The sequence below is a fragment of the Oceanobacter kriegii DSM 6294 genome, from assembly GCF_000422845.1.
GTDB lineage: Bacteria > Pseudomonadota > Gammaproteobacteria > Pseudomonadales > Oceanobacteraceae > Oceanobacter > Oceanobacter kriegii.
In genome coordinates, this window is the sequence record NZ_KE383933.1 from 19,247 (window position 1) to 46,170 (window position 26,924).

22 protein-coding genes are annotated in these 26,924 nt (G+C 55.3%); 7 read left to right on the forward strand and 15 right to left on the reverse strand.

Translation table 11 applies throughout. The features are described from left to right. The first annotated feature begins 87 nt into the window (after nucleotides 1-87). Nucleotides 88-1,317: a 5-methyltetrahydropteroyltriglutamate--homocysteine S-methyltransferase gene (locus G516_RS0117965; protein WP_051219590.1), complete on the forward strand. Its 1,230-nt coding sequence runs from the start codon at nucleotides 88-90 to the stop codon at nucleotides 1,315-1,317. A 195-nt stretch (nucleotides 1,318-1,512) separates the two neighbouring features. On the opposite strand, the gene G516_RS0117970 is transcribed toward G516_RS0117965, so the two are convergent. The 3 genes from G516_RS0117970 to G516_RS0117980 all read right to left on the reverse strand — a co-directional run bounded on the left by G516_RS0117970 (nucleotide 1,513) and on the right by G516_RS0117980 (nucleotide 5,064). Next, nucleotides 1,513-3,105 carry a BCCT family transporter gene (locus tag G516_RS0117970; RefSeq protein ID WP_084645203.1) on the reverse strand — a complete coding sequence of 531 codons (1,593 nt, stop codon included), beginning with the start codon at nucleotides 3,103-3,105 and terminating at the stop codon, nucleotides 1,513-1,515. Nucleotides 3,106-3,328: 223 nt separating this feature from the next. Next, the gene (locus G516_RS0117975) at nucleotides 3,329-3,937 is read right to left on the reverse strand and encodes an HD domain-containing protein (protein ID WP_028294821.1); all 609 of its coding nucleotides are present in this window, start codon (nucleotides 3,935-3,937) and stop codon (nucleotides 3,329-3,331) included. Between the two features lie 2 nt (nucleotides 3,938-3,939). Then, complete coding sequence (locus G516_RS0117980; protein ID WP_028294822.1) at nucleotides 3,940-5,064, reverse strand: TauD/TfdA family dioxygenase; 1,125 nt, start codon at nucleotides 5,062-5,064, stop codon at nucleotides 3,940-3,942. A 93-nt stretch (nucleotides 5,065-5,157) separates the two neighbouring features. On the opposite strand from G516_RS0117980, the gene G516_RS0117985 reads away from it, so the two are divergent. Beyond that, nucleotides 5,158-6,087 (forward strand): LysR family transcriptional regulator, encoded by a 930-nt coding sequence (locus tag G516_RS0117985; protein ID WP_028294823.1) that lies wholly within the window; start codon nucleotides 5,158-5,160, stop codon nucleotides 6,085-6,087. Nucleotides 6,088-6,106: 19 nt separating this feature from the next. Here the strand turns inward: G516_RS0117985 and G516_RS0117990 are convergent, their stop codons facing one another. Both G516_RS0117990 and G516_RS0117995 read right to left on the reverse strand, forming a co-directional pair. After that, nucleotides 6,107-6,967: an LEA type 2 family protein gene (locus tag G516_RS0117990; protein ID WP_028294824.1), complete on the reverse strand. Its 861-nt coding sequence runs from the start codon at nucleotides 6,965-6,967 to the stop codon at nucleotides 6,107-6,109. A gap of 165 nt (nucleotides 6,968-7,132) precedes the next feature. Beyond that, nucleotides 7,133-7,759 (reverse strand): LysE family translocator, encoded by a 627-nt coding sequence (locus tag G516_RS0117995; protein ID WP_028294825.1) that lies wholly within the window; start codon nucleotides 7,757-7,759, stop codon nucleotides 7,133-7,135. A 287-nt stretch (nucleotides 7,760-8,046) separates the two neighbouring features. Between G516_RS0117995 and G516_RS0118000 the strand changes: the two genes are divergently transcribed. After that, complete coding sequence (locus tag G516_RS0118000; protein WP_028294826.1) at nucleotides 8,047-8,631, forward strand: hypothetical protein; 585 nt, start codon at nucleotides 8,047-8,049, stop codon at nucleotides 8,629-8,631. Nucleotides 8,632-8,724: 93 nt separating this feature from the next. Here the strand turns inward: G516_RS0118000 and G516_RS0118005 are convergent, their stop codons facing one another. The 4 genes from G516_RS0118005 to G516_RS0118020 all read right to left on the reverse strand — a co-directional run bounded on the left by G516_RS0118005 (nucleotide 8,725) and on the right by G516_RS0118020 (nucleotide 13,296). Beyond that, on the reverse strand, nucleotides 8,725-10,872 hold the full coding sequence (locus G516_RS0118005) for a TonB-dependent receptor domain-containing protein (protein WP_028294827.1): 2,148 nt from the start codon (nucleotides 10,870-10,872) through the stop codon (nucleotides 8,725-8,727). A gap of 189 nt (nucleotides 10,873-11,061) precedes the next feature. Next, nucleotides 11,062-11,856, reverse strand: a complete 795-nt coding sequence (gene dkgB / locus G516_RS0118010) for a 2,5-didehydrogluconate reductase DkgB (RefSeq protein ID WP_028294828.1) — start codon at nucleotides 11,854-11,856, stop codon at nucleotides 11,062-11,064. A gap of 20 nt (nucleotides 11,857-11,876) precedes the next feature. Next, nucleotides 11,877-12,503 carry a YigZ family protein gene (locus tag G516_RS0118015; RefSeq protein WP_028294829.1) on the reverse strand — a complete coding sequence of 209 codons (627 nt, stop codon included), beginning with the start codon at nucleotides 12,501-12,503 and terminating at the stop codon, nucleotides 11,877-11,879. Nucleotides 12,504-12,573: 70 nt separating this feature from the next. Next, the gene (locus G516_RS0118020; protein ID WP_028294830.1) at nucleotides 12,574-13,296 is read right to left on the reverse strand and encodes a P-loop NTPase family protein; all 723 of its coding nucleotides are present in this window, start codon (nucleotides 13,294-13,296) and stop codon (nucleotides 12,574-12,576) included. A 197-nt stretch (nucleotides 13,297-13,493) separates the two neighbouring features. On the opposite strand from G516_RS0118020, the gene G516_RS0118025 reads away from it, so the two are divergent. The 4 genes from G516_RS0118025 to G516_RS0118040 all read left to right on the forward strand — a co-directional run bounded on the left by G516_RS0118025 (nucleotide 13,494) and on the right by G516_RS0118040 (nucleotide 17,119). Then, nucleotides 13,494-14,324 (forward strand): TatD family hydrolase, encoded by an 831-nt coding sequence (locus G516_RS0118025; RefSeq protein ID WP_028294831.1) that lies wholly within the window; start codon nucleotides 13,494-13,496, stop codon nucleotides 14,322-14,324. 49 nt (nucleotides 14,325-14,373) lie between these two features. Continuing rightward, entirely contained in the window at nucleotides 14,374-15,399 is a 1,026-nt protein-coding gene (locus G516_RS0118030; RefSeq protein ID WP_028294832.1) for a patatin-like phospholipase family protein, read from the forward strand. A gap of 140 nt (nucleotides 15,400-15,539) precedes the next feature. Further along, entirely contained in the window at nucleotides 15,540-15,869 is a 330-nt protein-coding gene (locus G516_RS0118035; RefSeq protein ID WP_028294833.1) for a hypothetical protein, read from the forward strand. A gap of 50 nt (nucleotides 15,870-15,919) precedes the next feature. Then, nucleotides 15,920-17,119, forward strand: coding sequence for a cation:proton antiporter (locus G516_RS0118040; RefSeq protein ID WP_028294834.1), 1,200 nt, complete (start codon nucleotides 15,920-15,922; stop codon nucleotides 17,117-17,119). 89 nt (nucleotides 17,120-17,208) lie between these two features. Here G516_RS0118040 and G516_RS0118045 read toward each other — a convergent pair whose 3' ends face one another. From G516_RS0118045 to carB, 6 genes are all read right to left on the reverse strand, one after another. Further along, on the reverse strand, nucleotides 17,209-18,606 hold the full coding sequence (locus G516_RS0118045; RefSeq protein WP_084645204.1) for a glycosyltransferase: 1,398 nt from the start codon (nucleotides 18,604-18,606) through the stop codon (nucleotides 17,209-17,211). Between the two features lie 134 nt (nucleotides 18,607-18,740). Then, the gene (locus G516_RS23205; RefSeq protein ID WP_051219591.1) at nucleotides 18,741-20,456 is read right to left on the reverse strand and encodes a glycerol-3-phosphate dehydrogenase/oxidase; all 1,716 of its coding nucleotides are present in this window, start codon (nucleotides 20,454-20,456) and stop codon (nucleotides 18,741-18,743) included. A 48-nt stretch (nucleotides 20,457-20,504) separates the two neighbouring features. After that, nucleotides 20,505-22,019, reverse strand: coding sequence for a glycerol kinase GlpK (glpK, locus tag G516_RS0118055; protein ID WP_028294836.1), 1,515 nt, complete (start codon nucleotides 22,017-22,019; stop codon nucleotides 20,505-20,507). A 486-nt stretch (nucleotides 22,020-22,505) separates the two neighbouring features. Continuing rightward, the gene (locus G516_RS0118060) at nucleotides 22,506-22,985 is read right to left on the reverse strand and encodes a DUF4124 domain-containing protein (RefSeq protein ID WP_028294837.1); all 480 of its coding nucleotides are present in this window, start codon (nucleotides 22,983-22,985) and stop codon (nucleotides 22,506-22,508) included. Nucleotides 22,986-23,178: 193 nt separating this feature from the next. After that, nucleotides 23,179-23,655 (reverse strand): transcription elongation factor GreA, encoded by a 477-nt coding sequence (greA, locus tag G516_RS0118065; RefSeq protein WP_028294838.1) that lies wholly within the window; start codon nucleotides 23,653-23,655, stop codon nucleotides 23,179-23,181. 39 nt (nucleotides 23,656-23,694) lie between these two features. Then, nucleotides 23,695-26,910 (reverse strand): carbamoyl-phosphate synthase large subunit, encoded by a 3,216-nt coding sequence (gene carB, locus G516_RS0118070; protein WP_028294839.1) that lies wholly within the window; start codon nucleotides 26,908-26,910, stop codon nucleotides 23,695-23,697. Between the last annotated feature and the right edge of the window lie 14 nt (nucleotides 26,911-26,924).

The following is a 26,924-nucleotide window of genomic DNA, read 5'->3' on the forward strand; positions in this document are numbered from 1 at the left end:
GTAATTCTGAAAAATGATCACTGGTGTTAATAATCATGCTCGGTAGCCTTTTGTTCATGCAAACCGCACTGGAACCGAGAACCCACTATGAACATCGCCGTTAACACCCCATCTTCTGAAAACCACCGCACCACCACTCTGCAAGCGCCGTTTCGAGCCGATGTGGTGGGCAGCTATCTGCGCCCGGACGCTCTTAAACAAGCCCGAGCAGCCTTCAGCGCTGGCCTGATTGATCAGGACGAGCTGACCGCTGCCGAAGACAAAGCCATTATCGAATTGGTGGAAAAACAGAAGGCCGCAGGACTGCAAGTGATTACCGACGGCGAGTTCCGCCGCAGCTGGTGGCACCTGGATTTTATGTGGGGTCTGGTGGGCGTTGAAAAGGTGGTGATTGAACAGGGCTACCAGTTTGCCAGCGTCGAAACCCGTGCCGAAAGCGCCTGCTTGAGCGGCAAAATCAGCGGCGAAAACCACCCGTTTATCGAACACTTCAAGTTCCTGATCAACCTTGCTGACGACAGCGTGCTGCCACGCCTGACCATTCCGGCTCCGGCGCAGTTTCTGAAAGAACTGCAACGCCCTTGCAACGCCGACAGTACCCGCGCGGTGTACCCGAACCAGGACGAACTGCTGGCCGACATTGCAGCCGCTTACCAAACCGTGATTGCCGACCTCTACGCCGCCGGTTGCCGCAACCTGCAAATCGACGATTGCACCTGGGGCATGCTGACCGACCCCAAAGTTGCCAACCCGGCTGAACCGGGCAAACACGACAGCTGCGATTGCCACCCCGACAACGCGCCATTCGACCACGCGGCCGCCATTGCGCCGTTAAAAGACACCCTGCTGAAGGTGAACAACGCTGCCATCAGCCAAGCACCGGCCGATCTGGTAATTACCACTCACGTGTGCCGGGGTAACTACCGTTCAGTGTGGGCTGCCAGTGGTGGCTACGAGCCAGTGGCTGATGTGCTGTTGGGCAAGGAAAACGTTACCGCCTACTACCTGGAGTTCGATACCGAACGGGCGGGCAACTTCGAACCACTGCGTCACCTGAGTGCCGGTAAAAAAGTGGTACTGGGACTGGTGTCTTCAAAACTGCCGGAACTGGAAACCGTCGAGGCGCTGGAAGCCCGCATCCGCGAAGCCGCAGAATTTGTGCCACTGGAAAACCTCTATCTCAGCACCCAGTGCGGCTTTGCATCAACGGAAGAAGGCAACGAACTGACTGATCAACAGCAGTGGCAAAAAATTGCGCTGGTAAAACAAGTGGCCGACAAGGTGTGGGGAGAAAACTCACTGCGTGAGCTGGTGTAGTGTCAGGCCGTTTTATCATACGTCTGGACGGGTTTATCTGAATGAACTGGTTTGAATGAACTGGTTTGAATGAACTGGTTTGAATGAATCAGCCTGCCTGAACCAGCGAAAACCAAGCCCTGCAGCACACGCCGTGCTCCGGGGCTTGTTATCGTTTTACATCATCAAAAGTCGTTTATAAGCGGCAGAGGCCGTTTATGAGCGAGAGCTGTCGGATGCCAGTTCCCGGTACAGCCCCCAGGACATCAGCAGCAAAATAATCATAAAGGGTAAGCCTGCACTCACCGTTGCCGCCTGCAAGGCCGACAACGCATCCTTGCCACCGCCGTACAACAGGGCACCGGCAATCAAACCAATGATCGAAGCCCAGAACAGCTTCTGCTTGGTCGGTGTATTAACATTGCCGCCAGCGGTGATCGAATCCATCACGATGGAACCGGAATCCGCCGACGTGACAAAGAAAATCACCAGCAAGACGATCGATACCGCCGAGAGAATCTCGGAGAACGACAGCCCCTCGTACATTTGATACAGCGCCAGGGAAACATCTCCCAAACCACCACTCAAACTGCCCACGTCGTTGTTGATTTGATCAATCGCTGTGCCACCCATCACCGCCATCCAGACGCCAATCAGCAATGTCGGGATTACCAGCGTGGCGGCCAGAAATTCACGTACTGTCCGGCCTTTTGAAATTTTGGCGATGAAAAGACCCACAAACGGCGACCAGCTCATCCACCAGGCCCAGTAGAACACCGTCCAGCCCTGCATCCAGCTGCTGTCTTCGCGGCCAATCCAGTCGGACAGCGGAACAACATATTGCAAGTAGCCCACAATGGTCATAACCACATCGCTGGCCAAAATCTGACTTGGCCCAAGGATGAAAACGACGGCCAACAAGGCCAGAGCCAGAAGGATATTCACATTGCTCAGTAGCCTTACGCCGCCGTGCATACCACGATAAATAGAGAACATTGCGACCACCGTAATCACCGCAATCACCGCCAACTGGGTGGCAATGCTGTTATCCAGACCGAAGAGGTGATGCAAGCCACTGGCAACTTGCTGAGCGCCAAGGCCCAAAGACGTCGCCAGGCCAAACACGGTGGCAATGGACGAAATAACATCAATCAATGATCCCCACCCGCCCCAGCAACGCTCGCCCAGAATGGGATACAAGGTAGACCGCACCGTAAATGGCAAGCCCTTGTTGTAGCAGAAATACGCCAGCGCCAAACCGATCATGGCAAACACCGCCCAGCCATGAATGCCCCAGTGGTAGGTTGCCGAGACCAGCGCCAGGCGCGCCGCTTCCGGGGTGTGGGCTTCAACGCCCAACGGGGTACCATACCAGTCGGTGTAGTACGCCACCGGCTCTGCCACGCCCCAGAACATCAGGCCAATGCCGATGCCCGACGCAAATAACATACAGAGCCAGGAGAACGTGGAATATTCCGGGACTGCGTTTTTGCCACCCAATCGAATCTTGCCCGTAGGCATAACGATCAGAAACAGGCAAAACAAAACGAAGTAATTGGCCGAAATCATAAACAGCCAATCGAGGTCTTCAATAATCCAACCACGCATACCCACCAATATCTGGTTGGCTTCATTGGGATACAGGATACTGGCCACTACCAACAACAGCATAAATAACGAGGAAATACCAAATACCGAGGTATGTACATCAAACCCGTAAAATGGTGCTCCTGTATAAACATAAGGATTGTCATCCTCGTCTTTTATCAGTACAGGAGCTGACTTACCCTTGACCTTCAAACTCAACATTGCCGTCACCATAAGAGAACGGGTTATCCCGTTCTGTTCTTAATTATCGTTATAGACCTTCGGAATAACGCTATCCAGGCACGGACACAGGCGTTGGCCTGGCCAATTGTTCAGACCATGATTAAACGAACGCGATGACCCGAGCGAAAGGAACGCTATTCCGGTGGTGTGTATTTTTTATATCTTTCAAACACTTCAAATATCGAACGCGCTAAAGGGGATATCAGATGTTCCTTGCGTCAATACCGTCTTCCGCCATGACCTCCGCCCCCATATGGGATGAGTCAAAAGGCTTGCGGGTAAATATCCGTTTCACCATCGGTTCAAAAAATTCGAGCGTACGACTCGGATATTCAGGATCAAACGAGGCCTGATCGTATTTCTCACAGAAATCGACACACGACTGATACCAGGGATGATCGCGGTATTTCTCCCGCTGGGTGTGGTCACCGCCAAGGTGATGCAAGTAATAGTGATACTGAAACACGCCATGCATGTTAATCACCCAGGTGACTTCCGGGCGAACGTAGGGGCGAATGACCGCAGCCGCATACTGGGAGTGGTTGTAGGGAGCCAGCTCGTCGCCAATATCATGGATCAGGGCCGCCACAATCATTTCTTCATCAGCGCCGTCGTCGAACGCCCGGGACGCCGCTTGCAGGGAATGATCCAGACGGCTGACGCGATAGCCCGACAGGGTGTGTTCAAGTCCACGCAGTGCCGCCATGATGCGTTCCGGTAATTCCAGTGCGTAGCCATTCTCCAGCTCGTCCAGAAACAGATACTCTTCGCGAGTACCGTCTTTCATTTGGGTAAATTCCACAGCCTTCATGGTCACTTGCTCACCTCGCGGTCGATCTTGTTCTTCAGTACCCGATACAGCCCTTTCGGGGTATCGATATCGATGTAGCAGCCCTGCAAATGTCGGAAGCCTTCGTTGGCATCAAACTCTGTTCGGCCGTGCAGTACCCGGCTGTTGTGGAACATCTGAATCTGCCCCGGCTCCAGCCGGAACTCCCACTGATATTCCGGGTCGGCAAACAGTTCACCCATGCGCTGGCGTGCCTTGTGAAAGGTGCGGGTATCCTGTTCAGACAACAGCGGCAAATAGTCCAGTCGCGGGCTGTAGGTAACACCCGTTACCCGCCCCATGTAATCCGTCTGAATCATGGTTTGGCGCTCAATCAGCTCAATGTCGCTGTCAACGTGGCGGTAGCGCACCGGAATTTTCGTCAACAGCTCGTAGCCTTGCGGCTGCTCAGCCTTGAGTTGCTTCAACACGGAAAGACTATCGACCAGCGTTGAAAGACCACCGGTGGTGCCATTGAACAGGCAGTGAAGCAACTGGATACCCGGCATCGGGTCACGGTAAGGATTGTCGGTGTGGGCTGCCAGGGGCACGGTACGGTACGCCAGATCGTTCGAATCCGGCCGCGAGTACACCTCGAAATAGCGGCCGAAATTGGTGGTTCTGACGTGGCCGAAGCGACTGCCCACCCGGGTTACCGCTTCCGGGTCATTCGGCACGTCGTTGATAATAATGATGCCGTATTGAATGAACTTGCCGATGGCGTCAAAAAGCCCTGCCTCGGTTTCAAGATCGGCCATATCAACGTGAAAAACCGATTTGTCGAAATCATTTTTCCAGGCAATCTGGGCGGGTAAGCCGTCGTCCGGGTCGAAATCAGGCAAGAACAGGTCGGTTTTATATATCCCTTGATAACCATCGTTAAATACCAGCTTTAAATCGCCATCAGGCGTTGTATTCGCATCGATGAGTTTCAGGTCGACGGAAAGGTCGTGAGGATTAAATAATCGCTGCTGTGTTATCTGATCAAGGTGATCGGCGTCCTGACAACGTTCACGAAGCCATAATGGCGATAACTCGTGGTTAAACCCGATACCACTGGCATTAATGGCCAGACTGACCGGATCAATAGAAAACTGCACATTAGACATAATATATGCTCCTGAAGTATGCAGTTTCAGTATCTCCCCTGTATTGCTAGACTGGCAGTCAGGCTTTGCTAATAACTAACTTGCAGTTTTCTTATGACTACCGATTCCGATCTGCCCTCCATCAAAGCCATGCTGTCGTTTGAGTCGACGGTCAGACTCGGCTCCATGAGCGCCGCTGCCAGAGAGCTGGACATCAGCCAGCCACTGGTGTCGCAACGCATCCGTTCGCTGGAAGAAGACCTGGGTATCGTCCTGGTAGACCGCGCCAGCAAGCCGGTACAAGCGACCCAGGCAGGGCAGAAGTTTTATGCACAAATTGCAGCGTCCATCATGGGCATTAAAGCCGCTGTCGCTCAGGTCAAACAACAGGCTAATGAACAGCCGAGGGTGAAAATAGCGGCGCCGTTCGGGTTTATGTTCTTCTGGATATTGCCTAAATTGCAAAAACTGCAAAGTGAGTTTGAGGATGTGCAGTTTGATATTCAGCCTTCGGTGAAAATCAACGGTGACAAGAACAGCGAGTCGGATATTGTATTTTATTTCGGAAAATCCGAGCAGAAATACAAATACGAGAAGCAAATCATAACGGAAGAAGTGATTCCCCTATGTTCCCGATCCTTTGCCGAATCACACAACCTGACGGCTGGAAAGACGTTGGTGTCCATCAGCGATTACCCGCTACTGCATATGGATGCCAATAATTCCAACTGGTTTGACTGGGGCGACTGGAGTCAGATTCTGAATATAGAGAACAAACAGGAATCGACCATTTTTTACTACCACAATTACCCGCTACTAATCGATGCCATCAAATCAGGGCAAGGGATTGGACTGGGCTGGGTGGGATTAATTGAACCCCTGATCGACGATGGCCTGGTGGTGCCACTGGGGCCCAAAATCACATGTGCTCATCGGGGGTATCACATCTGTTCGGATTACCCCCATACGAGTCTGATCAAAAGCTTGCTGGACTGGTTCAACGCCAGAGTGGAAGAACCCGCCCAGCCAAACACCCCGCTCTGATTCAATCTGCCTGTTTGGATTACTTGCTTAAAGAACGATGAACATCAAAGGTCACTGGCGCAGGCTTCCAGATACTCAGTTCCGGGGTGAAATCGAGGTTGCCGGTGAGGCCAATATCCACCGGCTGGCTGCCCTGCAACAGCCGAATCAGGCTGCTGCCCAGTTCCGCAAAGCCCAGTGACAATGGAATCGTCAGCTGCTGTTGCTCGCCATCGGCCAACGTCGCTGCCGATACCTTACCCGCTGCTAACGACTTGCCGCCACTGACCACCTGATAGTTCAGGCTATTGAGGTCAATACCGAAGCTGTTGGGGTTCAGAACATCCACTACCAGCGCCATGCTGGCGCCCTGCCAGCTGATGTCGGTCAGAGTCGCCGAGCGGAAGGTGATTTGCGGCATTTTCGGAATCGGTAAGGAGTCGCTGAATTCCGCTGGAATGCGTACGTTTCCGATCACAGGCAGGTTCAGCAGAAAGCCTGCATCAATGCGGTAGTCGAAGGTATCTTTGCCCTGCAAACTGGTGAAGGTGTTGTACACATCGGCAAACCGCAGCGACACCGGCAGCCCAGCACTGGCCGAGCCATTGGCGGGCAAACTCAGGCCGCGATCCGCCTGATTAAGGCTGACCAGCGAGGTGTCTTCCACCTTGAGTTCCATGTCCACGCCAACGGCGTCCAATGCAAAGCGATTGGGATTGTGAATGGCCAGATTAACCACCAGATCGACACTGTCGGCCGTCAGCCCGGCGACCTGAACAGAGGTCACTTCGGCACTGGGGCGAACCACATCCAGGCTGTTTTTAAGCGTGGCACAACCACCCATAAGCCCGACGGCAAGCGCCACCACGGTGGCAAACGTGAGTTTTACAGAAGAGAACATGCTGCGTAATACCTTTTAGCGGATGGCGTTTTATTATTGAGCGGGATTTGACCCTGCTCTGAAGCCTTGATTCACACACTGAACCAGAAATCAGAGCACGTAGCCCGAAAACGCCATGATACCCAGCAAAGGCAAACTGACAACGTGTCTGGATTCACACGGGAATCAGCGATCAGCCAGTGCCAGTTTGATAGCCAGCGCGCCAAATACAGTACCGGCAATGCGGTTCAACACGGTTTGCGCTGCCACAGAACGCTTCATGTAATCGCCAATTTTACCGGCCCCCCAGGCGATGGCCGAGAACACCAGCAAGGTGGCGACAATCACCAAGGCACCCAGCATCAGGATTTGAATCGCCAGTGAGCCGTTCTCTGGCTTGGCGAACTGGGGCAAAAACGCCAGAAAGAAAATAGCCACCTTGGGATTGGTGAGGTTCATCACCACGCCGCGCAAAAACAGCGCCTTGGCACTGCGTTGCGATTCGGTTTGCGCGCTCATATCAGCGGGTTGTGCAGTAAAGGCCTGCCACGCCAGCCAGCACAGGTACAAAGCGCCCACGGCTTTCAACAGGTTAAAGGCCAATTCCGATTGCTGGAAAATAGCCGCCACCCCAAAAGCAACCATGGCAGTGTGGCCCATCAGACCGGTACACAGCCCCAGCAACACCAGAAACCCGGTGCGACGGCCATGAATGGCAGACTGGGTCAGTACAAACAGATTGTCCGGGCCGGGAGCCATCGCCATCATCACTGAAATGGCAAAAAAGACGCTGATGGTTTCTAAAGGAATCATTGAATTTTCAAATTAAAATGAACGAACCTGAATTGTCGTTCAAATTGTCCACTTTGCCAATATGGCAAGTAACGCCAATCCTTTAAGGAGCTGTAAAAGCACATCTGACAGCCCGGTTTGCACTGCCTGACATTTCACCGCAAAGCCTTTCAAAGCTCGGGCTGCAGTACCACTACCAGCGCCTACTCTTTAGTCACCAATACGCAAAGAACCTTCTGATCACTTCAATACATGCTCTGGAATGACAGGGCTGAACAGAGCGATTCAGACCGTTCAAGGTGGCCACTATGAATACCATTACCTCATTGTTCAGCACCAACCTGAAAGCCAGTAGCGACGGCAGCACGGCTGTCTCAACGGCGACCTCAGACGTACTGGAAGAAGAGTCCTCCGACGCCCAAACAGATAACGTCGTGAGCTATGGCAACCAGACCGCAGGCGAGATTGTAACCATCTCCCCGCAAGCGATTCAGGCGCTGAATCAGGCCGACATGGAAGCCAACCCGGATCAGCGAGGCTCCGACACAGCCACGCTCAGCAGCTCAGCAACGGAATCAGAAAGCAGCCCTGCAACGAATACAGAAAACAGCACCGAGGATGAAACGGTAACGGACGAAGCCGAAGCCACTGAGGAATCCGGCCAGGCCGCAGCCGGAGGCGGTGCTTCCAGCGGCTCCTCCAGTAGCATCGAAGAACAAATCGCCGATCTGCAAGAGCAGATCAGCGACGTTCAGCAAGAGGTCTCTGAATTAACCGCCAAAGCCCAGAACGACGAGGCTGCCGCCATGCAGCTGGAGGCCAAAATGAGCGAGCTGAGCGAGCTGCAAGGTCAGCTGCTGCAACTGATGCAGCAGCAGTTGAGCGGAGGTTAAGAGCAACATTGATGATCCCGAAGGTGCTTATTTCATAGCCCCCCTGCAACGCTGCCCCTGCAAAACGGGGCACAGCGCCAGAGGCATGGATCATCAGAAGCGGTAGGCCACGCTCAGCTTGGCGTTGCGACCCGCCTTGTAGGCCGTGGTGTCTTCACCAGTATCGGCGTCCTCGGCTTTCGAGCTGTTGCTGTAGGCAACGTCGGTGACGTTGTCGATGCGGGCCTGCACGCCGAGGTTTTCAGTAAATTGCCAGGAGGCGAACAGGTCGTACACGTAGTAGCTGCGGTACACGTACTCAGACGTTACGCCACGGCTGGTAGAGCTGTAGGAACGGCCCTGACGGTACTTGCCGTCGATGCCCACACGGCCTTTCTGGTCGGCAAAGAAAGTACCAATGCTGGTCGAGATAATGCGCGGCACCAGCGAGGTATCCTTGGTGTGCGAATCGTCATCGTTGACCGAGTAACCGGCAATATCCTGCATGCTGAAGTGGCCAAACAGCCCACGGCTGTCGTAGGAGGCTTCAATTTCCCAACCGAACACAGCGGCTTCGTCGCGGTTAACGGATTGGTTAACGTCGTAGGTGGTGCCGTCGTAGGTCACGGTACCAGCGGTTTCGGTGGTGATCTGGTCTTTCAGGTCGGTGTGGAAGTAGTTCACCCGGGTAGACAGACGGTCGCCGTCAACCACCAGGTCGTCACGGTCAAAGGTGAAACCGATCTCGCGGCTGAGAGAGGACTCCCCTTTCAAATCCGGGTTCGGCAGGAAACAGGTGCCGCTGCCCTTGTTGCTGGAGTCGGTGTCCAGACATGGGCTGATGTCGTCGGTGGTGAAGGTGCCATCGCCATTGTCGGTCGCCTGGAATACCTTGACCTTGTGTTTGCCGTACAGGTCGAACAGTTGCGGTACCTTGTAGCCGGAGCCAATCAGGGCAATAAAGCCCAATCCCTTGGCTGCGGTGCCTTCCAGCGGATGCCAAACCGCGCTCAGTTTGGAATTGAACGACGACTTGCCATCCACATCGGCACCAAAGCCATCGGCAGAATACGTGTCGTAACGGAGGCTGCCGGAGACTTTCAGAGCGTCGCCAAAGCTGATGGTATCCGTCAGGTAGCCACCAATCTGCTTACGAGTGCTGGACAGCCGCACGCCGTTGAAGGTGTACCCGTTCTGGAAGTCGACGTCATCCAGGGTGTAATCCGCACCGTAACGCAAACGATGGGTCATGCTGCTTTCTGCGCCCAGCACGGTGGTGTTTTCAATTTCGGCGTAGGTGGTTTCCACGCTGCCGGTAGAAGTCCAGTCGCCGGTTTGCTCGTCGCTTTCCCGTTCGTTGTTGGCACGAGAAACACGGGCCTTGAAATCAACCCAGTCGTTGTCTTGCGGGTTGTAACCGTATTGAGCTGCAAAGGTGCGGTCTTCAACGCGGAATTTCTCCAACGTGTCCGGGGTGTTGGCGGCGTATTCGGTTTTGTCGTTCATCACACTCAGCTCAATGCGCTGGCTTTGGGTCGGTGTGATCACACCCTTGATCAGGTAGCTGAGGTCATCTGTGGTTTCGTCGTTGTCCGTCAGCTGCTTGCCATTGGCGTCTTCCGCAGGCTCTACCGAGCTGGTCGACAAGGTGGCGTTGAGGGCAAAAACGTCGCCAAACTGTTTCGCCACGTCACCACTGATGCGGTTGCCCTGACCATTGGTGGTGTAGGTGTAACGCAGGTTGGCGGCAAAATCGTCGCCACGCAGCACGGATTCCGGGTCCTTGGTTTCCAGCAGTACCACACCGCCGGTGGAGCCGGAACCATAGGTGTTGGCCGCTGCACCGGGAATCACGGTGACCGATTCGTACATATCCATGTTGAGCCATACGGTATCACCGGCTGAGTCGGTGGTACGGTGAGAAGTCAGGCGGCGGTTGTTCGGTGCGCCTTCAACACGAACACTGACGTTGTCGGAGCTGAGGCCACGAATGGTAATTTCACTGCCACCGTTGGTGGTTTCCTCGATTACGACCCCGGCGTTGCCAGCCAAGGCATCTTCCAGACTGGTGGCCTGACGTTGCTCGATGTCTTCGGCGGTAACAATGGAAGCACCTTCGTCTTCACTGACGCGTGCATCGGTGGTCGACTGGGCTTTCTTGTCGTTGCCATCAACGCTGGTGGTTTCGAGAGTTTGCAGTGCAAATGCGGATTGGGTAGCCATGGCGATCGCCACAGCCAGCAAGGAAGGCTTGATATTCACTTCATCTCCTTATGACTCAACTCGTATACAGAATGTAATGAAACTGAAATAACGGGCCGGAATCTTAAGGAAATGAATTTTATTTACTAGTGAGAATCATTATTATTTAAGATCAAAAACACAGCGTTTCTAAACTGCTTTTTATCAATAAGACAGGTGGATTCACCACAATAACGAGTGTTAATCAGGCTAATCCCATGCTGGCGCAAAATCAGAATCGGCCAGCCTCTGGCCACGATCCAGCGCTGCAATATCGGCCATGTCGGCATCGCTCAAGGTGATGTTCAGAGCGGCCAGGTTGGCTTGCTGATTGGCAACTTTGGTCGATGCAGGAATGGTAATGACCCCTAACTGATTCTCCCACGCCACCGCAATATCCGCCGGACTGACGCCATGGCGCTGGGCAATACGACGCAGGGTGTCATCCTCGAACACCCGTCCCCGAGCCAGTGGCATAAAGCCGGTAACCTGAATCCCCAGCTGCGCACAATGGGCACGCACCCGGCTGTTTTGCAGAAACGGGTGTACCTCAATCTGGTTGGTGAGGATTTCTCCCGGCCCGAGGATATCCACCGCTTCATCAAGCAGTTTGATGGTGAAGTTGGACACACCAATATGCTTGGCCAGCCCTTGCTGTTTGGCCTTTGCCAACTCATCCAAATATTCCGCCATTGGCACCTGCCCCGTTGGCTCAGGCCAATGGACAAGAAGCAGGTCGACGTAGTCCAGTTGCAGCTTTTCCAGACTCTCTTCCACGCTTGGCAGGAAATCCCGCTGATTAAGCCGGTCATGCCAGACCTTGGTGGTCACAAACAGCTGCCCCCTCGGGACAGCGCTGTCATTAACGGCCCGGCCAACGATGTCTTCATTGAAGTAATACTGGGCGGTGTCCAGGTGGCGATAGCCCAACTCGATGGCTGATGAGATGGCATCGTAGGCATGATCGCCAAGTTTGTAGGTTCCGAATCCGGGTTGTGGAATCACAGGTCTATCTCCTTCGCGAATTAGTGAGACGAATCGTCGATTGTGACCAGAACGCCACCGCCGCTTTTGTTGACCAGCTCGCTGGTAAAGGCGTCTTTTTCAGCGCTGGCAACCAGCACGGTGAGGGTTACCTGAGTGCCAAAGTCGCAGCTTTCTTGCTGGGTTGGGTACTGTTCTACCAGATGACGCACTACCGATTCGTGCGGGTAGTCGTAGCTCAGAATCAGCCGGGTTTGCGGCACACGCTCTTCGGTCGGCAGGTCTTCCAGTGCCAGCGATACCGCATCAGAATAGGCTCGCTGCAAACCGCCGGTACCGAGTTTGATGCCGCCAAAATAGCGCACCACCGCCACCACGATTTCGCCGAGCCCGCTGTGCTCCAGCACTTTCAGCATCGGACGGCCGGCGGTGCCCGAAGGTTCACCGTCGTCGCTCATCGACATCACTGTGGTATTCGGCGCCCCGGCAATATAAGCCCAGCACACATGCCGCGCCTGGGGGTGGATATCCCGCACCGAGCGAATAAACGCTTCGGCTTCGTCCCGATTACCGGCTCGGCCGACAAAGGTAATGAATTGGCTGCGCTTGATCTCAAGCTCATGGAGGTGGGGTTCGATAACGGCAGGAACGGGGTAAACGGACGACATGAACAGCACAGGACTTCGGCAACCAACAAGCCGCCTAGTGTGACGGCTTGCGGTCAGACTGTCGACTGGCTCAGTCGATCAGAATTTCAGTGTTGGTGCTGGTAACGCGGGAGAACACCTTGTCGAGCTCGCTGTAGGCCTTGCGCATCCATACCTTGGTGCGCTGACGCTCCATCAGGCTCAAGCCGCCTTCGGTCTGATTGCCCGCGGCCCAGAACGACAGCTCATTCTTGTTGATCTTGAACATGGTTGGCGAGTGCAGCCCTGGCAATACCATCGACTGAATGCGGGTCAGCTCGTCGTTCTGATTGGCTTCGATCACGGCGTCGATATCGCTGAAAACGCTGCCACGGCCTTCGTTTTTGACCACTACGCAGTTGAGGTACAGCTTGTACTTGGCGAAGAATTTCTCCAGCAGTTGCAGTGAGTCCGGGCTGTCGTCAACCAGATACCAGTACACCAGCGGAATGTTCATTTCTTCACACAGATCGAGCACGCCGTTGTCGTCGATCCAGCGGTCCAGAAAGCGCTGGCTCTGGGCTGGCATGTCCACCACCACTTGCTGGTCCTGTTGCAGTGCCAGCTCCATGATGCCATCCGAGCTTTCGAACTGATCCAGCTTCAGACTGCGGGTGAAATCGCGGTAGTAACGGGTGGTAGTGGCATGGGACTGGTCGCCATCGAGGCCGACGTAGTGCATGCCCTTGTCGAGGCAATATTGCGACAACACCCGCGCCATCACCGATTTGCCCACACCGCCTTTTTCACCACCAACGAAATGAATCATGCTCATAATGCTTTCCTTTTCCTGCTCTGATACCAACGCCGGGTACGAACATGTCCACAGGCGTTGGCGGACTGTTTGGGTTGCATTCGACTTCCCTGCAACGGCACCCTTTGTAACACAGAGTTGTGGTCAACGGTTGTGCTGGAAACCGGTAAGGCAGAATTTTTATAATGCAGCGCAAATTAGTGATTAGCGGACCCACCATGAGCAAAAAGAAAAAGCGCGAAATTCCCCAGTATGGCCTGCCAATACTGGAAACCCACTTCCATCTGGATTACCTGAAGGAAGCACCGGCCGAAGACATTCTGGCCGCCGCGCGGGCCATTGGTGTTGACCGTTTTATGACCATCAGCGTACAGCCAGACAACATGCCGAAGGCAATGGAACTGGCGCAACGGTTTGATGACGTGTTCTGCACCCTCGGGGTTCACCCTCACGAAGCCGCGGAGTTCGACGACGCCACCGAAGCCTATATGCGTGAACACGCTGCCAAGGCGAATAACCTGGGCAAGGTAGTTGCGGTGGGTGAAATTGGCCTCGATTACTACTACGACCACTGCGACCGCGAGGTGCAGAAAAACGTATTCCGCCGCCAGCTGGAACTGGCCATCGAATTCGACCTGCCGGTAGTCATTCACACCCGCGAGGCCGACGAAGACACCGCCGCAATCCTGCAGGAATTTGCCCCGCGCATGAACCGCAAAGGCGTGATTCACAGCTTCACCTCCGGCATGGAGCTGGCCAGGCTGGGCGTTGAATTGGGCTTTATGCTGGGCATCAACGGCATTGTGACCTTCAACAAAGCCGAGAATGTCAGGGAAATTGTGGCCGCAACGCCTATCGAGAGCCTGCTGCTTGAAACTGATTCGCCGTATCTGACTCCTATGCCCTATCGTGGTATTGAGAACACGCCCAAATACCTGCCATTTGTGGCCGAGAAAATCGCCGACGTCAAAGGGCTGGATGTTGAAACCGTGTTGCAACAGACCTGGCAAAACTCCCTGCTGACCTTCTTCCCCGCCGAAGTCGTATAACCGACGGCGGCAAAATCAACAGGGCCTGCCAGCACCGCAAGGAGAACGCATGGCCCTGCTTAAACGCAAACGCAAGCCCATCAGCCTGGCCCTTCAGGGCGGTGGCTCTCACGGCGCCTTCACCTGGGGCGTGCTCGACCGGCTGTTACAGGAGCCCGGATTGCGGCTTAATGGCGTCAGTGGCACCAGCGCCGGCGCTATGAACGCAGTAGCATTGGCTCAGGGGCTGATGGAAAACGGCAACGAAGGCGCTCGGCTGCAACTGGAAACCTTCTGGAACGCGGTAGCCGCCAGCGCGCCCTTCAAGATGACCTCCACCAGCGCCAGTGGCGACGTATCCATGTCCCCCACCGTTGGCTGGATGATGGGGCTGACCCAGTATTTCTCGCCCTATCAGCTCAACCCTCTCGACATTAACCCGCTGCGCGACATCGTCGAGTCGCAGTTCGACTTCAAGGCGTTGAAGAAAAACAGCCCGGTTAATTTGTTCATTGCCGCCACCAATGCCAACACCGGCCGTCTGAAACTGTTCCGCAACAACGACCTGTGCAGTGAAGCCCTGTTGGCATCGGCCTGTTTGCCAACGGTACACCACACCATTCAGATCAAGGGCCAGCCCTACTGGGACGGGGGCTATTCGGCCAATCCGGCAGTATTCCCGCTTTACCAGCACTGCGACGCCAGCGATATTCTGATGATTCTGTTGGCCCCTATGGTGCATGGCGAGATGCCCACCAGCGTCGATGAAATCAAGGCGCGGGCGGTGGACATTTCCTTCAACGCCGGCTTCCTGCGCGAGATGCGCATCATTGCCCAAACCCGCGCCATGTGCGGCGGCGGCCGTTTTAAACTGTTCGGCCAACTGGAGCACACCATGCGACGGCTGAACTTCCATTTGATCGACCCCGATGGCGAACTGGAAAAACTGCCCAGCGCCACCCGGGTCACCCCGGATGCCGAGCTTTTGAACACCCTGAAAGAGATGGGCCAGCGCCAGGCCGACCGCTGGCTCAAGAAACACCATCAATCACTTGGCAAGCGTTCCACCGTCGACCTGGCCAAAACCTTTATGTAGGCCCAATTAAATGCAGGCCGAACGAACACCACAGTACCGGGCAATAACCGAAAGCCCCCCTGATAGCGAGCATTTATTGAACTCCCACCGTTGCTCTGGCAAGCTGACTAATTGCTTGCAACTTCGCAGACAGATTGCCCATGAAACGTCCCACCAAAGCCGAAATACGACGCCAGCTGGACCAGCAGGTCGACCAGTATTTGCAGCATGGCGGCGAAGTAAAACAGGTACAACGCGGCGAATCCGGCCTTGATAACGGCCGCTACGACGAACGCACCCTGGCGTTTGAAAAACCCCGCGAAGAACGCACCCCCGTCGACGAAGTGCTGCAGGCCATCGACAAACGCCGGCAAGAGCAAAAAGCGCCCAAAAAACCGGCCGGTTCCCGCACCCGCAGCAAGCGCCCCCGCAAGAAAATCATCTACGATGACTTTGGCGAACCCCTACGCGTGGTGTGGGTCGACGAGTAACCCTTTCCTGCGCTGCTTACGCAGTGCCATTTTGCCCAAGGCGATGCTTCATGGATGAAATCACCCTGCTGCTGATTCTTTCCACCACCCTGCTGTTTTACGGCCTGCTGGCCAAACGCATTGACCAGACTGGCGTCAGCGCGCCAATGTTGATGACCGCCGTAGGCATTGTGGTGGGACCACTGATGCTGAACCTGATCGACGGCAGCATTGACGGCGAGGGCCTCGAATACCTGTCGGAACTGGCGCTGGCGATCATCCTGTTCACCGACGCCAGTCAGGTGAACCGCCATCAGCTGATGAAGTACGGCGTACTACCAATTCGCTTGTTGGCCATTGGTTTGCCGCTGACCATTGTCGCCGGCTGGCTGCTGGCCGTGCCCTTGCTGGGACTGTCGTGGTTGGCCGCAGCCTGGCTGGCGGTGATGCTGGCACCGACCGATGCTGCACTGGCGCAGTCGATCTTTTCTGACCGCCGCATCAGCCTCAAACTGCGCCACACAATTACGGTGGAAAGCGGCTTGAACGATGGCCTGGCCTTACCGGTACTGTTGATGATTCTGGCGCTGATGAGCGCCGGTGAGTACGGCTTTAAAAGCCACACCGAATGGCCGCTGTTTATGCTGCAACAGTTTGTGATGGGCGGATTGATCGGCATTGGCTGCGGCCGCTGGGGAGGTTTGCTGGTGCAGTGGGCTTCGGAGCGCAACAACATGTCGGAGGTGTACCAACGCCTGTCGGCCATTTCATTGGCGCTGCTGGCGTATTCCGCCGCCGAGCAACTGGGTGGTAACGGCTTTATTGCGGCGTTTATGGCTGGTCTGTTTATGGAGGCCAAGCGCACCGTGGTGGTGGGACGTTTGCGGGAATTTGGCGAAGCTGAAGGAGCCTTGCTGAGCCTGTTGGTGTTTTTCCTGTTCGGGCTGATTTTTGTTAACGAGGCGCTCCCGCTGTGGAACTGGCAACAGCTGGTTTACGCGCTGCTGAGCCTGACGCTGATACGCATGATCCCGGTGATGCTGTGCATGGCGGGCTCCGGCCTGCCGTTTGGCCACAAGGCCTTTCTGGCCTGGTTCGGCCCTCGTGGCATCGCCAGTATTCTGTACCTGTTAATAGCCATTGAATCGATGGGCTACGCCGACCGTATCAGCGCCTACGACGACGTGTTTGGCACCACGGTGCTGACGGTGCTACTAAGCATTGTGCTGCACGGCGTATCTACCCATATCTGGAAACGCTGGCCGAAATAAGTATCCAACCTGGCCTGAGGAGCTCCGTGTTGTAGGAGGGAATTTATTCCCGATACCGGTTATGGCGAATGAGCCCCTGACGCCAGACCTCAACTCTCCTCTGGCGGCCCCTCCAACACCTCCGCCAGCCGGGTTTTGGCTTCAATCCACTGCGACATATAGCGGGTGCTTTTCATGCTGTGGTGGCGCAGCATCATGCCATAAAAACCCTGCATTCTGTGGGCTTGTGGATCGGCCAGTACCGCCTCTGTGCGGGCCAACAACTCCGCTTCATGAACACCGCGTTCAAACCGCTGCGAGATCAATTGCAACGCCGCGGTTTGGCTTTGCGCCCATGACTGCGGCTGCTGATACAAGGCCACAGCGCCGGCCACCAATGCGTCCATGGAATCCGCGACACAAGCAGCGGCTTCGGTCGCCGGGTTGTAGATTCCTTCAGCGCCCACCGAAGTGGTAACAACCGGTGTACCAGTGATGGCAGCGTCGATCAGCTTGCCTTTGAGCCCGGCACCAAAGCGCAGCGGTGCCAGCATCAAGCGGCTGTTACGCACCACCTCAAGGGCATCTTCGGCCCAGCCCTTGACCAGAAACCCGAGCTTTTCATTATGCAACTGGGTGGCTTTTTTCGGCGGATAGGCGCCGTAAATATGCAGCTCGGCGTTGGGCAGCTGTTGGCGAATATTCGGCCACAGTTGCTCACGCATCCAGCGAACGGCGTCCCAGTTAGGCTCATGCCGGAAATTACCAATACACACAAAGTGCTGGCGCTGCTCAAAGGTTTTCGGGGTGCTATCGACCTGTGCAGCGTCGAGCATAAAAGGGCAATACACCAGCTGTGCGGCAGGTACCTGATACTGCTGTTGCAGCCACTGCATTTCGTGTTCAGAAATCACCAGCGTCAGGTCGCAACGCAAAATGGCCGCAATTTCGCGGATTGCCAGTTCCGAATGCACCAGTGTTTGTGGCAGCTCCTGAATAACGATGCTGGCCGTATCAGTGTTTGAATCACTGTTTTTTGACTGGCCCTTGGCGGCATCACGCTGTTTGATCGCCTGATGACGGGCGTGACGCAAGCTGTGAACGTCTTCCATATCGAGAATATGCACCGCCTGTGGGCAGGCAGACTCTACCCGCCAGCCAAATTGTTCTTCCATCATAAAGCGGTCGAACATCACCACCGTCGGGTTGAGCTGGCGGGCGAAATCATCAAAGCTGCTGGAATTCAGCTCAATGCGTACCGGTTCAATGCCCTCTTCTTCCATCGCAACGGCGTGCGGGCTCCAATCCGCCGGTGAGGCAAACACCACCCGATATTGCTGGCGCTGATAGGCCTGAATCAACTGCATCATGCGACTGCCTGCCGCCGAGGAGTTCGGCTCTGGCCAAACGTAACCAATGATCAGCAGGGTATTGGCAGAATGAGATTCCGATAAACCCGGCAAAGAGGGGGAAGATATAGGAGAAGGCGAAGAAGCAGAGGATGTCATGGATGTCGTCAACAGGGGCAAAACAGGCGGCCAGTATAGCCTGATCACCATGGGTTAATCAGGCTGCCTGTGATTGCTGTCTGCGTCTGTGAAACAGCGGTTCTCTCTATGCTTCACTATGCTTCAGAAACTGCTCAGGAACAGGAAGCCCGGGAATCCGCACACGAAGTTACCGAATGCCCATGGGCATAGGCCTGCAATTGCGCCTCGGCATCGCTGCCAAACAGCTGCTCGGCGATGACCTTGAGAGCGTCAGACGCCAGCAAGGCCTGCTTGCCAATGGTCAGTTCCATCATGGTGCGCCTGCGGACAAAGTCTTCCAGCGTGGCGACCATTTCGTGGTCGCGGGCGTATGCCAGCTCAACCAGACGAATGTCATCCAAAGCGGCTTGCTCTGGCCCGGATTCTACCGATGGAAATACCTTGCCCAGCAACTCTGGTTGCTGCTGAACCCGTTCAAGTAGCACAAAGGCATCCATACCGTAACGACGCCACCAGCGCTGCGTCAGCGGTTCGTTCAGGCATTCGCACCAGTCGTTCAGTCCAGCGTCTGCGGCGGTCTGATAAAACGCCTGACGTTGTTTTTCATCAGCTTCGCCAAACCAGTCCGGGTTGTGATGCATGGCAAGGCCAAAGGCTTTGAGCTGGTCACACACTTCGTTGCCAACGTTGATGCAATCCGTCAGCTTGCCGCCAAAGATGCTTAGCCGCTTGCTGTGAGGGTCCGCCTCAATGATATGGCGACGGGACATTGTCTGAACATTGCCCGACTCACGGTCAGGCGCCGCTCCCCCACTTAGCAGGGCCGCTCCACCGCTGACCGCTAGAGGCCTGACACCACAACGCTCAGACAGCACATCGCTCGCCTGCAGCGGCATTGACAGCTTCAGACGCTGATTAACGTTATCCAGAACAAACTGGCGGTCTTCATCCGTAACCACCGCTTCCGGACTATCGACGCGGGTATCTGTGGTGCCTATGCAGGTGCGGTTGCCCATCGGAATCACAAAGAACAGCCGGCCGTCGGAGGCGAAGAACGCCAACACCCGTTCCGCTTCGGTAATTTTGGGCACCACCAGGTGAATGCCCTTGGAAAACACATGATGATGCTGGCTAACTTGTTGGCTGTGACGGTGATAGCCATCCACCCAGGGGCCGGTCGCATTCACCAGCGCCCGGGAGCGCACAATACGGCTGGCGCTCTTGTTAGACTGACCAGAGGCCAACTGATCGCAGATACGGGTATGCCACAGGCCATCCTGATACCAGGATTGTTCAGCACGGGTGTAATTGGCCACCAGCGCCCGACGGCGCATGGCGCTTTTGATGAAATCGAAGGTGAAGCGGGCGTCATTGTCGACCAACCAGGCGTCGGAATATTCCACCGCCCCGCGGGCGTGATCGGCATTCACCATGGTTTCATTGGCGGTCAGTGTTTGTGGCCCCATCAACAACGGTATTTGAGTCTGGCCACGGCCAAATAACCAGTACAGCCAGGCACCGGCATACACCATCCAGGGCGGCTTGCGAAAACCCGCCGGAATGGTCGCCAGAAAGCGCATCTCACGAATGCGCGAAGGGTACTTTTGCAGCAACTGATTGCGACACCGGCACAGCTCATTCACCAGCCGAACGTCGCCGTTTTCAAGGTACTTGATGCCACCCCAAATCAGGTTGGAGCTGTTGGCGCTGGTTTGGCTGCCAACGTCCTTGCTGTCGACCAGAGCAACCTGTGCACCACCACCCGATGCCGCCGCTGCGGCAGCAGCACCGTTGATACCACCGCCGATGATCAGCACATCGTGAACCCGGCTTTCCAACTGTTCCAGAACCTGTTGTCGTTGCAGCACCTTGTCTCCTTCAATTCCCGAACACACAGACATAACCGAAACGCTGCCTCAGCACATCACCTGTTCAACAGCCTTGTGCCAGCCTGCCAGCAAAGCGCGCCTGTGAGTGTCTTCGATGTTAGGCCGGGTTTCTGTTGAACAACGCCACAACGTGGCAAATTCGCTGGTCGATCCGTACAAACCGATCGCTCGTCCTGCCAGATAGGCCGCCCCCAGGGATGTAGTTTCCAGCAACTCCGGTCGTTGAACCGGTACATCCAGCACGTCAGCCAAAAACTGCAGCATCCACTCGTTGGCGGTCATGCCACCATCCACTTTCAAATCGTTAGGACGAACGCCGTCTTTTTCCATGGCATCGAACAGATCGGCGGTTTGATAACAAACGGCTTCCAGCGCAGCACGGGCAATCGCGGCCTTGCCGCTACCACGGGTCAGGCCGACGATGGCGCCACGGGCATCGGCACGCCACCAGGGCACACCAAGGCCGGTAAAGGCAGGCACCAGATATACACCCTGATTGGACGTTAAACTGCGGGCCAGAGTTTCGGTATCGGACGCCTGTTCGATAATGCCCAGCTCATCCCGCAGCCATTGCACTCCGGCACCGGCAATAAAAATCGACCCTTCAAGGGCAAACGTCCGCTGACCATCGAGCTGCAAGGCCACGGTACTGAGCAATCGATTACTCGAGAATTTCAACTCATCGCCAGTGTTCAGCAGTACAAAACAGCCCGTACCGTAGGTGCTTTTAACCTGACCACGCTCGAAGCAGCACTGCCCCAAACTGGCGGCTTGCTGGTCACCGGCGACACCGGTGATGGCAATCGCTGGGTCGCTTGCCGCACCGTATCCCTCAATGCCTTCCAGCAGGGTTTTGTCGAGTTGGCCAAAGTCCCCGCTGCTGTCGCGAATATCCGGCAGCATGGCTCTGGGCACCCGAAACAGCGCCAACAGCTCATCGTCCCAGTCACCGCTGGTGAGGTTGTACAGATTCGTGCGGCAGGCGTTGGTGGCATCCGTCAGGTGGGCTTTGCCGCCGGTAAGGTTCCAGATCAGCCAGCTGTCGACGGTACCGAACGCCAGTTCGCCGTTTTCCGCTCGCGCACGAGCGCCGTCCACATGATCCAGAATCCAGGCGATTTTGGTGGCGGAGAAATATGGGTCGAGCAGTAGCCCAGAGCGCTGTTGAAGCCAGTCAGCGGACACCTTCTCAGCCAGCTTTTCGCACTGCGCAGCGGTACGGCGGTCTTGCCAGACGATGGCGTTATAAATCGGCTTCCCGGTGGTTTTATCCCACACCAGCGTGGTTTCCCGCTGGTTGGTGATGCCCAGCGCCTGAATGTGTAGCTGTTGTTCGTTCGCTTGCTGAAGGCAGTCTCTGATGACCGTTAGAGTAGTTTGCCAGAGATCATCGGGCGCATGTTCTACCCAGCCATCGTCCGGGTAATGCTGTTTGAATTCCTGCTGTGCCGAGCCACGGGCACTGGCTTGTGCGTTGAAGATGACGGCTCTGGTACTGGTGGTGCCCTGATCGACGGCCAGAACGGCTGGCTGTTGGGTCATGGTGTCTCCCTTCTTATTCTGCTTTTGGCGTGCTGGAAAGCCAGTTGGCGCTCGGCTGGTCAGTTAGCCAATCGGCGCATTGCCTTGTTATTCCGACCGATCCCACAGCAATGGTTCCTTGGCAGTCGCTGTATCGCTGCGCTGCTGGTCGTTAAAAACAGTATAGAAAGGGGAAGGCAGCCGCCAGTTTTGGCGGCTTTAGCAAGGGACCCTCTGAACAACTCGGTGCCCGCTCTGGATGACAGGGCGACTCTGAGTCACGAAGCTGATTTGCAGGCGTCAAAAATCAGCGACACAGAGTCAGCAAGGCCCTGCCATCCCCGTAGGGCGCGGCCTGCAGCCCGCCAGAACAGCGTTGGCGAATTTGGAAAGGGCCAGCCATTCCGCTGCATTCGCCGCCTTGTTCTTACGACCTGCAGGACTCGCGCAGAGCTGTGCAGAGTTATTCAGAGGGTCCCAGGAAAAGATAGAAGAAATTACCCCGGCTTAGCCACAGCGTTTGCGGTATTCGTCCTGAATGCGCTGGCGTTCGATGTCGATTTGCTCATCGTTCAGGAATTCACGTTCACCGGCTTCGTTGTAACGGTACATACGGCGACCGCCTGCTGCAGCTTCGGTGGCTTTGGCCTTCAGCTGGTTACACATGGAAGCCATGGTTTCTTCTTTCTGACGGGCTTCCTCGGCTTCCGCTTCTCTGGCGGCCTTTTCAGCACGGGTTTCGTCCAGCTGCTGCAGGTATTGCTGTTGGGATTCAAGCCGCGAGGCAGAGCTACCGGAAGACACCGGAGCACGGCTGCCCTGAGAGATGTTCATGCTTTGGCTGTCGGCCGACTGGGGAGGCATATCACCGTAGTGCACCCGTCCCTGATCATCGGTCCATTTGTAAATCTGGGCCGAAACCGATGCCGAAAACGAAACACCGGCCAGACAAGCCAGTAAGGTGGCGACATGCATCAAGCGAGTCATTTCCTGATCCCTGAACGTGAGAAATAACCGCAAGATTAATGGAATTTGATGACGGCAGCGAGAAGCAATTCCACACAAACTGACATTGCTCTGCTGGCCCTGCTCTTCTGACACTGCCGTGCTGGCACTGTGGTAAAAGCCCAAAAACAAAAACGCCTCCCGAAGGAGGCGTTCAAGCGAATCCGCAAAGCGCTTAGATGTGCTTCACTTCGTCAATTTCATATTCCACGCTACCGCTTGGAATCTGAACAACCACAACGTCACCTTCGGACTTGCCAATCAGCGCACGGGCGATTGGAGAAGAAACCGAGATACGGTTGTTCTTGATGTCGGCTTCGTCGTCACCAACGATCTTGTATTCCACTTCTTCATCAGTATCCAGGTTGATGATGGCAACCGTAGTGCCAAAAATCACCTTACCGGTGTGTGGAATGCTGGTCACGTCGATGACCTGACAGTTGGACAGCTTGCCTTCGATGTCCTGAATACGGCCTTCGATAAAACCCTGCTGCTCACGGGCAGCGTGGTATTCGGCGTTTTCTTTCAGGTCACCGTGTTCACGAGCGTCGGCAATGGCCTCAATCACTTTCGGGCGTTCAACGCTCTTCAAGTGTTGCAGTTCTTCGCGCAATGCCTTTTCCCCTTCCAGAGTCATGGGAAACTTTTGCATGCTTGAACTCCTTATCTATTCAGTTGGCAAGCGAGCGTATTAAACGCTCGCGTGCAGCTCTTGCAGACGGTGTACTTCTGCCAGACCGTCAGACTGCAGGGCTTCAACAACGGCTTCTGCACCGGCCATTGTGGTGGTGTAGTAAACCTTGTGTTGCAGCGCGCTGCGACGGATATCAGCAGAGTCCTTGATTGCCTGCACACCATCAGTGGTGTTGATGATCAGATCGATCTCGTCGTTCTTGATCATGTCGACAATGTGTGGACGGCCCTGGGTAACCTTGTTCACGCGTTCAGCTTCAACACCCGCGGCTTCCAGTACCTTGTAGGAACCTTCAGTACATACCAGTTTGAAACCGGACTTGATCAGGCCCTGACCAACGGCAACCAGGCTGCCCTTGTCGGCATCGCGTACAGACAGGAACGCAGTACCGCTTTCTGGCAGGTTGGCACCGGCACCCAGCTGGGCTTTGTAGAAAGCTTCGCCGAAGGTTTTGCCTGCACCCATGACTTCACCGGTGGACTTCATTTCAGGGCCGAGGATCGGGTCAACGCCCTGGAACTTGTTGAACGGGAATACCGCTTCTTTCACAGAGAAGTAAGGAGGTACGATCTCGGAAGTGAAGCCCAGTTCCGCCAGGGTCTTGCCAGCCATCACCTTGGCAGCAATGGCCGCCAGGGAAGTACCGATACACTTGGATACGAACGGTACGGTACGGGAAGCACGAGGGTTCACCTCGATCACGTAGATTTCGCCGTCCTGGTACGCCAGCTGGGTGTTCATCAGACCCACTACGCCCAGTTCCAGTGCCATCGCCGCTACCTGTTCACGCATCTTGTCCTGCAGATCAGCCGGCAGGCTGTATGGCGGCAGGGAGCAAGCGGAGTCACCAGAGTGAATACCGGCCTGTTCAATGTGCTGCATGATGGCGCCGATAACAACCTGTTCACCGTCACATACCGCGTCGATGTCGACTTCGATAGCGCGATCCAGGAAGTGATCCAGCAATACCGGAGAATCGTTGGATACGGAAACCGCTTCGGTCATGTAACGACGCAGGGCTTCTTCGCTGTTAACGATTTCCATCGCACGACCACCCAGTACGTAGGATGGACGAACCACCAGCGGGTAACCGATGTCGTTGGCCTTGGCAACGGCTTCTTCAGTAGAAGTAACAGTGGCGTTGACAGGCTGCTTCAGACCCAGGCGCTGGATCATCTGCTGGAAACGCTCACGGTCTTCAGCGCGGTCGATGGCTTCCGGAGAAGTACCAATGATTGGCACACCAGCGGCTTCCAGTTCGTTGGCCAGTTTCAGTGGCGTTTGACCACCGTACTGAACGATCACGCCTTTTGGCTTTTCTTTCTCAACGATTTCCAGCACGTCTTCCAGGGTCACTGGTTCGAAGTACAGACGGTCGGACGTGTCGTAGTCGGTAGAAACCGTTTCAGGGTTACAGTTAACCATGATGGCTTCGTAGCCCAGTTCTTTCGCAGCAAACGCCGCGTGAACACAGCAGTAGTCGAATTCGATGCCCTGACCGATACGGTTCGGACCACCGCCCAGAACGATGATCTTGTCGCGATCGGTTGGCGCTGCTTCACACTCTTCTTCGTACGTGGAGTACATGTACGCAGTGTCGGTAGCAAATTCGGCAGCACAGGTATCAACGCGCTTGTAAACCGGACGCACGTTCAGTTTCTGACGGTGCTTACGGAAGGCTTTCTCGGAAATACCCATCAGCTTGGCCAGACGAGCGTCGGAGAAACCTTTGCGCTTCAGACGGTATACCGCATCGAAGTCCAGTGCGGTCAGAGCGGTAGCAGCAACCTTCTGCTCTTCTTTCACCAGGTCTTCAATCTGAACCAGGAACCAGCGGTCGATCTTGGTGTAGTTGAATACGTCTTCAACGGTCATGCCCAGACGGAAAGCGTCGGCCACGTACCAGATACGTTCGGCTTGTGGGGTGACCAGCTGAGCGATCACGGTTTCACGAGCGTCTTCAGCGGCTGGATCAACCTTAGGATCGAAACCGGTCGCGCCTACTTCCAGACCACGCAGGGCTTTCTGCATGGATTCCTGCTGGGTACGGCCGATGGCCATCACTTCACCAACGGATTTCATCTGAGTAGTCAGACGGCCGTCAGCTTGCGGGAATTTCTCGAAGGTGAAACGAGGAATCTTGGTCACCACGTAGTCGATGGACGGCTCGAAAGACGCCGGAGTCGCACCGCCAGTGATGTCGTTTTGCAGTTCGTCCAGGGTGTAACCCACTGCCAGCTTGGCCGCTACTTTGGCGATCGGGAAACCGGTTGCCTTGGATGCCAGTGCAGAAGAACGGGAAACACGTGGGTTCATTTCGATCACGACCATACGGCCGGTGTTCGGGCAAATACCGAACTGAACGTTGGAACCACCGGTCTCAACACCAATTTCACGCAGTACCGCCAAAGAGGCGTCACGCATGATCTGGTATTCCTTGTCGGTCAGCGTCTGGGCAGGCGCAACCGTGATGGAGTCACCCGTGTGAACACCCATTGGGTCGAAGTTTTCAATCGAGCAGATAATGATGCAGTTGTCGTTCTTGTCGCGAACAACTTCCATCTCGTACTCTTTCCAACCGATCAGGGATTCGTCAATCAGCAGCTCGTTGGTTGGCGACAGGTCCAGACCACGAGCACAGATTTCTTCGAATTCTTCCTTGTTGTAAGCGATACCGCCACCGGAACCACCCATGGTGAAGGATGGACGGATGATGCACGGGAAGCCCAGACCTTTCTGCACTTCACGAGCTTCGTCCATGCTGTGGGCGATACCGGCGCGTGGGCATTCCAGACCAATGGCTTTCATCGCCTTGTCGAAACGGTCACGGTCTTCGGCCTTGTCGATGGTGTCGGCGTTAGCACCGATCATTTCAACACCGAACTCTTTCAGTACGCCAGCGTCTTCCAGACCCAGTGCACAGTTCAGGGCAGTCTGACCACCCATGGTTGGCAGCAGCGCGTCTGGACGCTCTTTTTCGATGATCTTGGCAACCGCTTCAACCGTGATTGGCTCGATGTAAGTCGCGTCCGCCATGGCCGGGTCGGTCATGATGGTAGCCGGGTTGGAGTTCACCAGAATGACGCGGAAACCCTCTTCGCGCAGGGCTTTACAAGCCTGGGCGCCGGAGTAGTCAAATTCACACGCCTGGCCAATAACAATTGGGCCGGCGCCGATAATCAGAATGCTTTTAATGTCAGTACGTTTTGGCATGACTCAGTCCTGTT